Annotated in this window: 13 protein-coding genes; 3 read left to right on the forward strand and 10 right to left on the reverse strand. The window is 48.7% G+C overall.

Going from position 1 to position 13526, the window contains the following annotated elements; genetic code table 11:
* Positions 1–258: 258 nt before the first annotated feature.
* On the reverse strand, positions 259–942 hold the full coding sequence (locus tag C6W44_RS03300; RefSeq protein WP_100749016.1) for a TIGR00730 family Rossman fold protein: 684 nt from the start codon (positions 940–942) through the stop codon (positions 259–261).
* 317 nt (positions 943–1259) lie between these two features.
* Between C6W44_RS03300 and C6W44_RS03305 the strand changes: the two genes are divergently transcribed.
* The gene (locus C6W44_RS03305) at positions 1260–2171 is read left to right on the forward strand and encodes an alpha/beta fold hydrolase (protein ID WP_105244214.1); all 912 of its coding nucleotides are present in this window, start codon (positions 1260–1262) and stop codon (positions 2169–2171) included.
* Between the two features lie 19 nt (positions 2172–2190).
* Here the strand turns inward: C6W44_RS03305 and C6W44_RS03310 are convergent, their stop codons facing one another.
* Entirely contained in the window at positions 2191–2898 is a 708-nt protein-coding gene (locus C6W44_RS03310; RefSeq protein WP_227526344.1) for a putative quorum-sensing-regulated virulence factor, read from the reverse strand.
* 201 nt (positions 2899–3099) lie between these two features.
* Here C6W44_RS03310 and C6W44_RS03315 point away from each other — a divergent pair, with 201 nt between their 5' ends.
* Positions 3100–3720: a M23 family metallopeptidase gene (locus C6W44_RS03315; RefSeq protein WP_105244215.1), complete on the forward strand. Its 621-nt coding sequence runs from the start codon at positions 3100–3102 to the stop codon at positions 3718–3720.
* A 65-nt stretch (positions 3721–3785) separates the two neighbouring features.
* On the opposite strand, the gene phoR is transcribed toward C6W44_RS03315, so the two are convergent.
* From phoR to dtd, 3 genes are all read right to left on the reverse strand, one after another.
* Positions 3786–4877: a phosphate regulon sensor histidine kinase PhoR gene (gene phoR, locus C6W44_RS03320; protein WP_227526345.1), complete on the reverse strand. Its 1092-nt coding sequence runs from the start codon at positions 4875–4877 to the stop codon at positions 3786–3788.
* Between the two features lie 170 nt (positions 4878–5047).
* Positions 5048–5752, reverse strand: a complete 705-nt coding sequence (gene phoB, locus C6W44_RS03325) for a phosphate regulon transcriptional regulator PhoB (protein WP_105244217.1) — start codon at positions 5750–5752, stop codon at positions 5048–5050.
* A 187-nt stretch (positions 5753–5939) separates the two neighbouring features.
* On the reverse strand, positions 5940–6395 hold the full coding sequence (gene dtd, locus C6W44_RS03330; RefSeq protein WP_105244218.1) for a D-aminoacyl-tRNA deacylase: 456 nt from the start codon (positions 6393–6395) through the stop codon (positions 5940–5942).
* Between the two features lie 112 nt (positions 6396–6507).
* Here dtd and asd point away from each other — a divergent pair, with 112 nt between their 5' ends.
* The gene (gene asd / locus C6W44_RS03335; RefSeq protein ID WP_105246431.1) at positions 6508–7344 is read left to right on the forward strand and encodes an archaetidylserine decarboxylase; all 837 of its coding nucleotides are present in this window, start codon (positions 6508–6510) and stop codon (positions 7342–7344) included.
* Positions 7345–7385: 41 nt separating this feature from the next.
* On the opposite strand, the gene C6W44_RS13365 is transcribed toward asd, so the two are convergent.
* The 5 genes from C6W44_RS13365 to fadB form a co-directional block, all read right to left on the reverse strand.
* Positions 7386–7547, reverse strand: a complete 162-nt coding sequence (locus C6W44_RS13365; protein WP_158676691.1) for a hypothetical protein — start codon at positions 7545–7547, stop codon at positions 7386–7388.
* Complete coding sequence (locus tag C6W44_RS03340) at positions 7544–8182, reverse strand: HD domain-containing protein (protein WP_105244219.1); 639 nt, start codon at positions 8180–8182, stop codon at positions 7544–7546. The genes C6W44_RS13365 and C6W44_RS03340 overlap by 4 nt, the downstream gene beginning before the upstream one ends.
* 297 nt (positions 8183–8479) lie before the next feature.
* Positions 8480–9055: an isochorismatase family protein gene (locus C6W44_RS03345; protein ID WP_105244220.1), complete on the reverse strand. Its 576-nt coding sequence runs from the start codon at positions 9053–9055 to the stop codon at positions 8480–8482.
* A 306-nt stretch (positions 9056–9361) separates the two neighbouring features.
* Positions 9362–10534, reverse strand: coding sequence for an acetyl-CoA C-acyltransferase FadA (gene fadA, locus C6W44_RS03350; protein WP_105244221.1), 1173 nt, complete (start codon positions 10532–10534; stop codon positions 9362–9364).
* 233 nt (positions 10535–10767) lie between these two features.
* Positions 10768–12927 carry a fatty acid oxidation complex subunit alpha FadB gene (fadB, locus tag C6W44_RS03355; protein WP_105244222.1) on the reverse strand — a complete coding sequence of 720 codons (2160 nt, stop codon included), beginning with the start codon at positions 12925–12927 and terminating at the stop codon, positions 10768–10770.
* Between the last annotated feature and the right edge of the window lie 599 nt (positions 12928–13526).

Consider the following 13526-nt stretch of genomic DNA (forward strand, 5'->3'; position numbering starts at 1 on the left):
ATAAATTTTGCGCAGCCTCTGGGAACGCAGCACGCAAGTAAAATTTATACCAGTAGCGTGTTTAAATCCATAACAGTTTTACATTCAGCTAACTGTATCTCGCTCACAGCGCAGACGAGGCAAAACTCCTACTCAATAATTCAATAAAAAAAGCGCAGACCACCGCTATTAGATGGTCTGCGCTTTTTGGCCTCTGAGCGTCTTGTTCTCTAAGAGCCTTAATCTCTGGGTTTGGCAGTCTGTGAGACTTTGCACACTTTAGCTTTCGCTGCCCGCCATTTTTTCGGTATCGACAGCATCGTCGATGGTGACCACCGTCTTTAGCATCTCAATCGCTTCACCGATGGTATTACACACCACCAGACGCGCCAAATCTTCTTGCTTCATAAACCCTTGCTCAGCGGTATAGGCCAAGTGCTCTATCATCCGGTCATAAAACCCATTGATATTCAGAATAATCATGGGTTTTTCGTGCTGATAAAGCTGACGCCACGTGGCAATCTCCATGATCTCCTCGAGCGTGCCAAGCCCACCTGGTAAGGTGATAAAAGCATCGGCATACTCTGCCATGACGGTTTTGCGCGTATGCATGGTGTCGGTCAAATGTAGGCGCGTCAACTGATTGTGAGCGATTTCGTGTTTGAGCATAAAGGTTGGAATCACACCGACCGCTTGAGCGCCGCCGTTGACGACCTCATCCGCCACCGCCCCCATCAGCCCGATGCTAGCACCGCCATAGACCAGACCCATGCCGTTTTTTGCCAGCGCAAGTCCCAGCTCGCGAGCGGCTTGCTCATACACCTCATGATTACCTAGGCGCGAGCCGCAATACACCGCAACCAGCGGCATGGTCAGTGAGGATTTATCAACGGCTTTTTCGATATTGGTGATATCTTGACTGGTGATGACTTCATAAGTGTCGTTATTGATTTTCATTTGCATAGTGCTTCCTTAATTTTTATATTATTGTTTTTAGGTGAGTGCTCAGTTGACTGATGACGATAAAAATGTGACAAAGCGCCGCTCCAGTCATAGCGTATAGAACTTACAAGTCATCATTGCCCGCCTCAGCTACCCTCATTTATCTTAACATAAGCGGTGCTGTTACATGAGCTTGATATCATCAAAGCTGCGCATCAGAGTTTCATAACGGACTGACCATCACGCCGTTAGAGCCAGCAGAGCTGCCCAAACCTTGTAGCCGCCACAACCATAAAACACCAGCCCCCACACTATAGATCAGACCATAAGGCCAACTCATGGAAGAGCCGCAAAACTCCCTACCAACAGACAGCCATGTCATAAAAACCGATGCCCTGAGTATCATGACTGAACGCAATCAGCCGCTAGCCGCGACAGTATATCGCCCGCAACATACAACAAAATCGGCGGTCATGATAGCGCCTGCCACTGGTATTAAACGTCAGTTTTATCACCATTTTGCCACTTATTTGGCCACGTGCGGTTTTGGTATATTGACCTTTGACAACGAAGGTATCGGCGAGTCGTTAAGCACTGAGCTGCCCAAATGTGACGCCTCATTGATCAGTTGGGGGCGTCATGACCTGCCAGCCGTGCTTGATGCCCTGCAAGATGAGTTTGCCGATACCACATATCACATCATCGGTCACAGTGCCGGCGGTCAGCTGATTGGCTTGATGCCAAACTATCGGACCGTACAGTCTGTATTCAATGTCGCCTGCTCGTCAGGGCAAATCAAAAACATGGACATGCCCTATAAGCTCAAGGCCATGGGTTTTATGGATGCTTTTATTCCACTTAGTAACTTGGTATTAGGCTATACACCAGCGGATAAAATCGGTATGGGCGAGCCATTACCACGCGGCGTTGCTCGGCAGTGGCGCGAGTGGTGCAATGGCGCAGGCTATATTAAAACCGCCTTTGGTCACAGCATACATACTCATTTTTACGATGAGCTTAGCATGCCCGCTTTGTGGTTAGGGTTTAGCGACGATGATATCGCCAACAGCGACAATATAGACGACATGATACGTGTGTTTACCAAGATGCCGGTCAAAAAGCGTTTTTATACCCCGCAAGATTTTGGTTTAAGTCATATCGGTCATATGCGCTATTTTAGTCGCCGCACCCATGCAAAAGCCCCAGCACTATGGCAAATGGCGGTGGACTGGTTGGAGCAGCAGCGTTAGAGCATGGCTTTTTAAGGCGTCAATCTTTTTGCGCATCTTCTGCTTTGACACGTTGACGTAGAGCAGAGTACAGCGACGGCTGCAAATTATGGATATTACCTAGCATCCACTTGATATAGCCAATGGGGACTTCGGTGATAAGTCGGCCTTTATATTTGCCAAATGGCATCCTACTGGCAGGATTGGCTTGATTGGCGATGGCATGAGCCGCGGCAAAGTCTGTCGGCGCGATTTGTAAACGCGTGCAGCATGCTTGATACAGCAAATAACACATACGGGCGTCACCCAGCGCATCATGGGCGGCGCAGGTCAGCTCACTCGCTGCAGACTTACCCAGCAGTTGCTCGATACATTTAGACTGACCGTAGTAGCGCCACTCTGGGAAGGCCACACGGGCGAGCCGCACCGTACAGATCAGCTTGGTAGTCGGACGGCCTATCACGCGCCAGTCAAAGCGCACATTATGGCCGATGAGGTAGGTGGGCAAATCAAACGCTTGTAGATCAAAACGCTCAAGACCCGCCACATCATCGTCGGTGATACCGTGTACTTTGATGACCACCGGTGAGATGGCACGGCCACTATTAAAGTACTTCATCCACTCAAACCCCGTCGCTACGTTGATGGTAGCAACCTGAATCGGTCTTGGGTCACGGCCTTGATCGGTTTCGGTATCGATAACCAAAGCAGTATCAGTCAGACTTGGCATATTGAGGCAATCAGTCATAAAGCTCGCTGTAGCACGTTGGATATCCATAATCGATAACAGTCTGTTTTATCCAGCGCAAACAACGCACGGTATCCCACAGACTGCCTTGTTGTTTATGGGGCTAAAAGCCAAAGATAACAAGCAGATATAACAATGCGATACAAACCTGCTAGCGCAGGTCTCTTATAATATCTATGACCATACTGACAAAGGATCGCTATGATTGCCGATGGCAACAAGCCACCACCAAGGCCCAATCCACCACCGCGGCCTAGGTTTTTTCGCCGCCTGCTCAAGCTGCTGATTAGAGCAGCAGTATTGTTGATGTTATTGTTTCTATTAGACAGATTATGGCCCAGCATCAGCCAGCAAACCCAATCCTTTGTCATCGCCAAATGGCAACAGCTCAGCTTATTGCAGCAAGATCTGCCAACAGAAAACAGCCTGCCCTCGCCACTGCCTCAGCAAAACCTAAGCGACACGTGGGGCGCAGCGCGCAGTCAAGGCCGCACACACGAAGGGATCGATATATTTGCCGCGCGAGGCACACCGATACAAGCGACGACAGCAGGCATCGTCAGTAAGGTTGGCGAAAACACCCTAGGCGGGCGTGTGGTGGTCATCGTCGGTCCTGGCGGCGCTGGCCACTACTATGCGCACTTAGAGGAGTATGCCGATATCGCCCCCAATGACTGGGTCGATACGGGTGATATCATCGGCTATGTCGGCGATAGCGGCAACGCCAAGGGCACACCGCCGCACGTACATTATGGGATTTATATCCAAGGCAATGCGGTCAACCCCTACCCGCTTTTACAAAAATCCGAGCCTGCCCGGTAGCCTGTCATGATAAGCACGACGATTGCTTGCGTATCCATCTGACATTGGCTAATAGCTATCAAACCTCAGCTAATGGCAGCAGAGCGCACGTAATTTGGCGGAAACACCGCACTAAATGTCGAGCCGCTGCCTTCTACCGACTTGATTTGTAGGTTGGTTTCATGCTGGTATAAGACGTGTTTGACGATAGCCAGCCCTAAGCCTGTGCCACCTGTGGCACGGCTACGACCCTTGTCGATACGATAAAAACGCTCTGTCAGGCGGGCAATGTGCTGCGGCGCAATACCGATGCCATTGTCCTCGACGGCAAAACGGCAACCCTCTGCTGTTTTGGTCCAGCTGACGGTGATATCGCCACCTTTTGGCGTGTATTTAATCGCATTGATCACCAGGTTGGATAAGGCACTGGTCAGATATATCTCTGAGCCGTACAGCCCATCATAGGTATCTATCTGTAGATGGATGCTATGACCGTACTCTTGATTGTAGGCCTGTGCATCATCATAGATATGAGTCAGCAGCTTGATCATATCGATATAATGCAGCTCATGAGTCTCTTCGATTTCGATACGCGATAGCAGCAATAAATCATTGACGATTCTATTCATGCGCGCTGTCTGCTGGGTCATCAGCTCAAAGCCGCGCTTCCAGTGCGGCGGCATGTCTGGCTGATCCGAAAAGTTCTCTAAATACCCCATCATCACGGTCAGCGGCGTACGCAGCTCATGCGAAACGTTGGCCACAAAGTCGCGGCGCATCTCTTCTAGATGATGCAGACGCGTCACATCGTAGATGATCAATAGCTTTTCGTCGGCAAATGGGGTCAGCTCACACTTTAAATAGCGCTCAGGCGCGCGCCATGACTTTATATGTACGCCTTCGTCAGCCAGCGTCGGCGCTTGATAGTACTGACGAAACTCAGATGCGTCAATAAAGTCAAAAATACATCGGCCTTTATCTGCTGCCTGCAATAATAGTAAATCTTCAGCGGCCTGATTCCACCACTCCAGACCATCACTGTCATTGAGTAAAATCACCGCATCGCGCAGCGCCCGCAGCGCACTTCTTATTTTTTTTAATTGATCGGTGGTGTTTTGTAGCGCTATCGGCTCTGAGATATCTTGTTCGGTACATTGCTTTGACATTATGTTACTCATCCATTTTTCGTGACCTATTTTTTTGCCCTACTTGTTATCTCGTTATCATTATGATGATTATCCCTATCTGCTAATTGGCCCTTACTGATAATCACTTACTGATAATTATGGTGATTATAGCTGGACTGGCAACAGAATTGCGGTGGCTATTTTGACAGTATGAGCGCCGATCATTTGGCCTCAACAACGCTTGAGAAGCGATAACCAGTACCGCGCACCGTTTGTATCAGCTTATCGCAGTCATGAGGGCGCAGCAGTTTGCGTAGGCGTTTGATATGCACATCGATGGTTCTGTCTTCGATATAGACATTGCCGCCCCACACTTGATCAAGCAGCTGGGTGCGCGTATAGGCACGCTCAGGATGGCTCATAAAAAACGCCAACAACCGATATTCGGTCGGTCCGACATCGATGATTTGCCCAGACGCCATGACTCGCTGGCTTTTGGGGTCGAGGCTTAACTTTCCTATCTCAATATTCTTGTCGGCGCTCAAAGCATTGCTACGGCGCAACACCGCTTTGATCCTTGAGATCAGCTCGCGCGTCGAAAAAGGCTTGGTCATATAATCATCTGCACCCGCATCCAGACCGTGCACCTTGCTGTCCTCTTCGCTTTTGGCTGTCAGCATGATGACGGGTATCTCAGCGAGTAGCTCATCACTTTTGAGCATACGACAAAAATCAATGCCGCTTTTGTCCCCAGGCAGCATCCAATCTAGCAAAATCAGCGCTGGCCGATGGTCGACCACTTGTTGGTGCGCCTCTGGTACGTCCGTTGCCTGCAAGCTATCAAAACCAGCCATCTCTAGCGTCATTACGACCATCTCGCGGATTGCAGGTTCGTCTTCAACAATCAAAATTTGCTCATTATACATAGGGTATTCTCAGTGATAAGGGACAAAACAGACGTATAAAAAAGAGCGATAATCACTCGCCACTGCTTGCCTATTAAACGCGGTAATTGTGACAGTTTGATGACATTTGTCATTTAAGCGGCTGCTATAGACCAAGCCACTTTCCTTAAACAGATGGCACTCACCATCATGATTCATATTTGATGCTTTAGCTCACGTCTAATATAAAATTCAGTGGCCCATCATTGATACTCGCAACCTGCATGTCTGCGCCAAACTGACCCGTCGCTACCTGAGGGTGCTGACTGTTGGCATAGTCGATTAGCTGAGCAAACAGTACGCGCGCCGCCTCGGGTGGCATAGCACCGCCAAAATCAGGACGCCGGCCTTTGTCGGTCTTCGCCATCAGGGTGAACTGTGATATCAGCAGCAGCCCGCCAGCGACTTGCTGGACATTTTTGTCCAGTTTGCCATATTTGGTAGGGTCATCGTCGTTTTCAAAAATACGATAGCCAAGGATTTTATCAATCATTCGCTTGGCCGTTTGTAGGTCGTCTTCAGGCCCCAAACCGATATATGCCAGCACGCCGCGCTCGATACGCCCGACACAATCCCCATCGACGCTGACGCTCGCACCATGTACCCGCTGTATCAATGCTTTCATTTATGCTCCCCTTTACCAATTATGCTCATACAAACTTAGGCCGTCCATGATAAAATATCATCATTTATTTGCCTATTTATTACTCTCTCACCTTTATTTTGGTCGCCATATTATGAATCTATTCACTACCTTGCAGCAGCTTGTCCCGCAACAAAAGCTCAGTAAAGTCGCTGGCCGTTTGGCTGCCAGTCGCCACCCCTATGTCAAGCGCACCTTTATTCGTAGCTTTGCAAAAGCCTATCATATCAGCTTGGATGAGTATGAGCGCCAAAACTTAGGTGCTTATGAGAGCTTTAATGACTTTTTTACTCGCGAATTAAAAGCAGACGCGCGCCCTATCAACGCCACGCCGCAGGGGATTGTCAGCCCAGCTGACGGCATCATCTCGCAGCTCGGTCAGATTGACGATCATAAGCTTTTGCAAGCCAAAGGGCGCTACTATGATATCGGCCAACTGCTGGCCGATAGCGAAGATGGACATTATTTTGCCGATGGCAGTTTTGCCACAGTCTATCTGGCACCCAGCAATTATCACCGCGTGCATATGCCATTTGCTGGTACCTTGACCAAAACCCGCTATGTACCGGGCACACTGTTTTCTGTCAACAACACCACGGCTGCCAACATACCTGACTTGTTTGCGCGCAATGAGCGTTTGGTGTGCCTGTTTGATACCGCCTACGGCAAAGCTGCGGTCGTGATGGTCGGTGCGATGATCGTCGCTGGTATCGAGACAGTCGCCACTGGCAAAATCAGCCGTACCGACGATATTCAAGAGGCCGAGCACGACATGAAGCTTGAAAAAGGCGATGAGCTTGGTCGCTTTTATTTAGGTTCAACAGCAATAGTAGTGTTGCCAAAAGGCGCAGAAGCCGACTGGCAAGACAGCATGCAAGCCAATAGTGTGGTAAAAATGGGACAGCTATTGGGTATGGCTAACGCTAGATAATCTGTCTATTTTTTAATGGCTATCTATGTGACCATAGTTGATCACTCTAAAATAAGCACAGTGCTACTGGGATGATTTTTGGTAGCATCGAAGGGTCGCAGCACGCCGATTTGTTTTTTGGCAGCGTGTGCCAGTTTTGCGCCGCTGCCGATAGGTGCCGCGGTCAGCGTTAGCCGTACCAAGCTAGCGATTTTATTGGTCATGCATCGATTAGCCAGCCTTGCTTGGTCGCATAGTCGATACGCTGTGACAGCCAGTCATGAATAGGCGGAAAGCTGTCTTTGATAAAGGCATGCGCGCCAGCCACCTGCGAGCGCGTCACCCCCAGCTCAATCCACGTCTGCCCGTTGGTATTGAGGTTGAGCAAAAACGGCAATAAGCGATCCACCACCCGTAGCAGCTGCGCTTCTTTGCTATCGCCGGTCTCCTGTGCTTCCCAGACCGCTGCTAAGTTAGCAATGCCATTGCCACGCTCCACTTGCAAACGCGCCATGCCTTGACGCTCCTCGATATGCGCCGTATGACGCGTATTGTCGTATAAAAAAGTATCACCAGCATCAATCTCACCCAAATCATGAACCAGCGCCATCTTGAGCAGCTGCTCGTGATTGACGTCTAGCGCAAACAATTCAGCAATCGACCAACACGCCATCGCCAAATGCCAAGAGTGCTCAGCTGAGTTTTCGCGGCGGGTGGTCTGGGTGACATAGCTGCGCCGATTGACGCGCTTTAGCGCATCTAATTCTAATAAAAAATGCGTCACATCATCAATATCGATATGATCAGCAAAGGCATTGTCATTTAAAGTTGTCGGGTGGATTGAATGGTTGGATGGCATGTCTCTCTCTTAAGCAATCAGCAAATGTAGCGCTCATTTTAGTACAAAACCCGACCCTAGACGTAAAAATAGCGCTGATGTAGTCGAGTTCAAATAAATCAGATACATGGCTATCAAGTCGCTCAATGAAACGTTGTTTTTCTTGCGTACTGTGCCTACGCCGACAGAGGCTACGAAAAACAACATTTCATCTCACGGTATCGTTTTTATATCGAATTGACTATAGTCATCAAGCGCGATTTTTATATCTGACCCACACACTTGCGGCAGCACAAACAAAGCAATTTGAACAAAAGGTTATTTGATCAAATTGCTGATGGTTTTAAACGCCGGATCTTGACTACTGCGGCACAGCTCAAACAAGATAGACTCAACCGTGCTGATCACTCCACCTGCGCGGCGAATACGGCGAATGGCTTGTTTTTTGTCATACGGAAATCTCGAACCGACAGCGTCCCCGATGATGACCGGCTGCATACCGTTGTCTAACAAATCAAGCGCCGTTTGCATGACGCATACATGCGCCTCTGCTCCAAACAGCAACACAATACTGCGGTTTTGCTGCGCCAAATGGTGCCATGACTCATCGTTATCACACGCACTAAAGGTCACTTTTTCAAAGCTTTTGGCATTGTTATCTGCAAGCACCTCACGAATCTCAGGCAAGGTATCGCCAAGGCCTTTTTTATACTGCTCGTTGAGCATGATAGGGATATCAAGCGCCTGCAACCCCTTAATCAGTGTCATGGTTTTTTTGACGATATTTTCATGATCATAGATATGCGGGGTAAGGCGCTCTTGGACATCGATCAGCATCGCTTGGGTGTTTTCGCGAGCGATACGATACGTGCGATCGGTAATCATGGTAGACATAGTACACTCCTTGTACGGCTGATAGTTGCAACTAAAAATATTTTAGAACGAATATTAAATGAGCATTAAATAAATATTATAAATTGATATTAATAGTGTCTTGGTCACTCTTATTTAGTCACAGTTTTCTAAATGCGTCAATGGAGATACGCTTTATTGAACACTCGTCATTACTTGAACACACTTTGCGACGTGCGCCATTAACCCTCTCATTATATTCACAAAAAACCCCTAGCCATCATAGCTAGGGGTTTTTTATAACATATTTGGTCGACAAATGTTACAAATTATCTACCAATCCAAAAATTAAACACGTTCAATCACAGTGGCGATACCTTGGCCAAGGCCGATACACATGGTTGCAAGGCCAAGCTCGGTGTCAGACTGCTCCATTGCATTTAGCAAGGTAACCGTGATACGAGCACCAGAACAACCTAGTGGATGACCCAGTGCAATCGCGCCACCATTGATGTTGACGATGTCTTGCTTGTCCGTCAGGTTCAAGGCTTTGAGTACAGATAGACCCTGGGCGGCAAAGGCTTCGTTTAGCTCGATGGTCTGCATGTCATCGATGCTCATGCCAGCGCGCTTTAAGGCTTTGTTGGTCGCAGGTACCGGACCGTAGCCCATGATAGCCGCATCACAACCAGCGACAGCCATGCTACGAATACGAGCGCGAGGCTTTAGACCAAGATCTTTGGCTTTTTGCGCGCTCATGACCAGCATCGCTGAGGCACCGTCAGAGAGTGCAGATGACGTCGCAGCAGTCACTGTACCGCCTTTAGGGTCAAAGGCTGGGCGCAGTTTTTGCATTTGCTCCATCGTCGCATCTGGGCGAATCACTTCATCGACGGTACATAGCTGCAGACGGCCATCTGCATCATGACCTTCGATGCCGATGATTTCATTGTCAAAACGGCCTTCAGTGGTGGCAGCCCACGCACGGCGATGTGACTCAAGACCAAAGGCGTCTTGCTCTTCGCGGGTGATGTTGTTCATACGGCCCAGCATTTCAGCGGTCAAGCCCATCATGTTTGAGGCTTTAGCATAGTATTTAGAGGCTGCTGGGTTGAGATCCACGCCATGCATCATACCAACGTGACCCATGTGCTCAACACCGCCGATGATAAAGACATCACCTTGACCGGTCATGATTTGCGCGGCAGCGGTATGTAGCGCCTGCATAGAAGAGCCGCATAAACGGTTGACCGTTTGGCCGCCAGCAGTCTTTGGAATACCAGCCAGCAGGCCGATATTGCGGCCGATGTTTAGACCTTGCTCTAGGGTTTGGTTGACACAGCCCCAGATGATGTCTTCGACATCGTTGGTGTCAAAATCGTTGCGCTCTACCAAAGCCCGCACCAATTCTGCTGAGAGATTATCAGCACGAACATGGCGGAACATACCGTTTTTAGATCTTCCCATCGCCGAGCGTACGCCATCTACGATGACCACATCTTTTGGACTTAAAGTTGTCATACTATCTTCCTTTTCAATTTTTATTGTCAGTGTTGTCGATTTAATCGGGCTCTATAGCCATCTATCACGCGATCCGTACATCAGTACGATAACTATCTAGATGTTTTCGCGCTGGATATTATCGCGGCAGGCCAGACCTGATAAAACCGACCAAAACGGTGCGTCTGCTATTTTTTTATCACCGATAGCGACGTCAGCAAACGCACCCCACTTATCCTAATACGGTATGCTCGTTACGCTGTGGCGTAAAAAGTCTCGCCAGCGGCTGCCATGTCGCGAATCTTTTGCGGCGCTTCATAGGCTTTGCCAAGGTGTGCGTATTTTTCGCATAGTGCCAAGTAGTTATCGAGACCCATTTGGTCGATATAACGACAAGGACCACCGCGGAATGGCGGGAAACCAACACCCATAATCATCGCCATATCCGCCTCACTTGGCGTGCTGACGATGTTGTCTTCTAGGCAGCGTACGGTCTCATTACAGAAAGCCAGCATGGTGCGGTCGATGATGGTTTGATCATCAAACTCTTTTTTGTCGCTATCTGTCGTGGTTTTAAGTAGCTCATAAGTGGCGTCGTCAGCGACTTTCTTTGGCTTACCGCGCTTGTCGGTTTCGTACTTATAGAAACCAACGCCATTTTTCTGACCCAGACGCTCGTTTTCATATAGATGCTCAATCGCCCCTTTATAATCAGGCTTCATGCGGTCAGGGAATCCTTCTGCCATCACTTCTGCGCCATGTACGCCCGTGTCTAAACCGACGACGTCGATTAGGTAAGCAGGACCCATCGGCCAGCCGAATTTTTCCATGACTTTATCGACATGGACGAAATCAGCACCTTCTTTGAGCAGCAAGTCAAACGCGCCAAAGTATGGGAAGAGGACACGGTTTACCAAGAAACCTGGGCAGTCGTTGACCACCACTGGCACCTTGCCCATCTTGGAGGCCAGCGCAACGGTCGTCGCGATGGCTTCTTCAGAGGATTTCTCACCGCGGATCACTTCAACTAGCGGCATACGGTGTACTGGGTTAAAGAAGTGCATACCGACGAAGTTTTCTGGACGCTCAAGCACTTCTGCTAAATGCGTAATAGAGATCGTTGAAGTATTCGAAGCCAAAATCGCGTCTTCTTTGACTAAGCCTTCGACTTCTTTGAGTACCGCGTGCTTCACTTTTGGATTTTCTACTACTGCTTCGATAACGATATCAGTCTCGCTAAAGTCGCCATAGTTCAAGGTAGGACGGATACGGCTTAGCGTTTCGCCCATTTTCGCTGGGGTCATCTTTTTGCGCTCGACCATTTTACCTAGTAGCTTGCTGGCCTCGCCCATACCTAAATCCAATTGCTCAGATTTGATATCTTTCATGATGATCGGCAAGCCTTTACTAGCGGCTTGATACGCGATACCGCCGCCCATGATACCTGCGCCAAGTACGGCCGCTTCATTGATTTCATGTGCTTTTTTGCTGTGTTTTTTGGCCAGTTTTTTGACCAACTGATCGTTTAAGAACAGACCGACCAAGCTCTCAGCTTGCGGGGTTTTTGCTGCTTTGGCAAAACCTGCCGCTTCGACTTCGATTGCTTTGTCACGTGGCAGATTGACATGCTTTTCGATCGCTTCGATCGCGATCGCAGGCGCTGGGTACTGCTTCGGATTGGCTTTAGAGAAGATCATGCCTTTGGCACTGTTAAACGCCATCGCTTGTTCAAGCTGATTTAGCTTTACAGGATTCAGCTTCTCTTCACGCTTGGCTTGCCAGTCAAGCTCACCTGAGATACATTTTTTCACTAGGTCAATCGCAGCGTCTTGCAGATCATCAGCAGAGACGGTCGCATCTACCAAGCCTAGTTTTAGCGCTTCTAGTGGTTTTTTTGGTTTACCTGTAGCGATTAGCTCAAGCGCATTGTCGATACCGATGACACGCGTACTACGTACCGTACCGCCGAAGCCCGGGAAGATACCTAATTGAGTCTCTGGTAGCCCGATGATGGCTTTGTCGCTCATGACGCGATATTCACAAACCAAGGTCATCTCACAACCACCGCCTAGCGCTGCGCCATTGATAGCCGCTACTTTTGGAAATGGCAGATCTTCAAAACGGTTAAAGGTCTCATTGATACTCACCACCCAGTCTTTGATCTCGTTTTCTGGGTTTTTAAATGAGCCAACAAACTCTGTGATGTCAGCGCCCGCGATAAACACGCCTTTGCTTGAAGTGACAATAAGGCCTTTGACATCGTCGGCTTTTTCTAGTGCGCTCACCGCTTCACCAAACTGTTTGTTGGTCTCGGCATCAAACTTGTTCACGCTCTCATTTTCGGCGTTGTATTGCATGTTGGCGATGCCATCTTCTAGCATTGTCACCGTGATGCGATTTCCTTGGTATACCATTTGAAACTCCTTGCTATATAACGAAAGCTACGTTTTGGATTACAATCAATAGCCAGTTACTGTTAGTAAAATGGGTAATAGCACTGTGCGCCGCCTTCAAGACAAACATCGTCATGACGACAAACCACTAGCGGGCGCACAGTGAAGATATCTTTATTATCCAGCGCTCATAGTAATGTACTTATTTTTACGTCGCTTGTACAACATCGTTTGGCGCTTTGTTTATATATTACAGGTATCTACTACGGCTGTCGGTGCTGATTGGGGAGCGCCATCGCATGTAGATGCAGCGATGACGGTTTGGGCAGTCCGGCTCACTCACGCCGGCGACTGCCTTTATCAGCCCATTTCCACGGCAATTAGTGTAGGGGATTATGCCCCTCACTGTCACAAGCTAATACCATACTCACAAGTCACTCTTAAGTCGAGACTCGCCTTTACCTAGTGGCTAACGTGCTTTAAGTGACCAGTTGTATACTCAGTGGACAGCCGCCTCATCACAACACATTCAATCACTAAATAACACGGGCAATACGTAACGAGGGTTGGCTGCAGGGCGTACTGCATTACATATGGCATTGTCTCTTGTGTTTTTTAGC

The sequence above is a fragment of the Psychrobacter sp. Marseille-P5312 genome (genome assembly GCF_900291405.1).
GTDB lineage: Bacteria > Pseudomonadota > Gammaproteobacteria > Pseudomonadales > Moraxellaceae > Psychrobacter > Psychrobacter celer.

Bases quoted from the DNA above. Each gene is read 5' to 3' on its own strand.
- C6W44_RS03300 (WP_100749016.1), bottom strand. From the start codon at position 942: ATGCAAATGAAAATCAATAACGACACTTATGAAGTCATCACCAGTCAA.
- C6W44_RS03305 (WP_105244214.1), top strand. From the start codon at position 1,260: ATGGAAGAGCCGCAAAACTCCCTACCAACAGACAGCCATGTCATAAAA.
- C6W44_RS03310 (WP_227526344.1), bottom strand. From the start codon at position 2,898: ATGACTGATTGCCTCAATATGCCAAGTCTGACTGATACTGCTTTGGTT.
- C6W44_RS03315 (WP_105244215.1), top strand. From the start codon at position 3,100: ATGATTGCCGATGGCAACAAGCCACCACCAAGGCCCAATCCACCACCG.
- phoR (WP_227526345.1), bottom strand. From the start codon at position 4,877: ATGAGTAACATAATGTCAAAGCAATGTACCGAACAAGATATCTCAGAG.
- phoB (WP_105244217.1), bottom strand. From the start codon at position 5,752: ATGTATAATGAGCAAATTTTGATTGTTGAAGACGAACCTGCAATCCGC.
- dtd (WP_105244218.1), bottom strand. From the start codon at position 6,395: ATGAAAGCATTGATACAGCGGGTACATGGTGCGAGCGTCAGCGTCGAT.
- asd (WP_105246431.1), top strand. From the start codon at position 6,508: ATGAATCTATTCACTACCTTGCAGCAGCTTGTCCCGCAACAAAAGCTC.
- C6W44_RS13365 (WP_158676691.1), bottom strand. From the start codon at position 7,547: ATGACCAATAAAATCGCTAGCTTGGTACGGCTAACGCTGACCGCGGCA.
- C6W44_RS03340 (WP_105244219.1), bottom strand. From the start codon at position 8,182: ATGCCATCCAACCATTCAATCCACCCGACAACTTTAAATGACAATGCC.
- C6W44_RS03345 (WP_105244220.1), bottom strand. From the start codon at position 9,055: ATGTCTACCATGATTACCGATCGCACGTATCGTATCGCTCGCGAAAAC.
- fadA (WP_105244221.1), bottom strand. From the start codon at position 10,534: ATGACAACTTTAAGTCCAAAAGATGTGGTCATCGTAGATGGCGTACGC.
- fadB (WP_105244222.1), bottom strand. From the start codon at position 12,927: ATGGTATACCAAGGAAATCGCATCACGGTGACAATGCTAGAAGATGGC.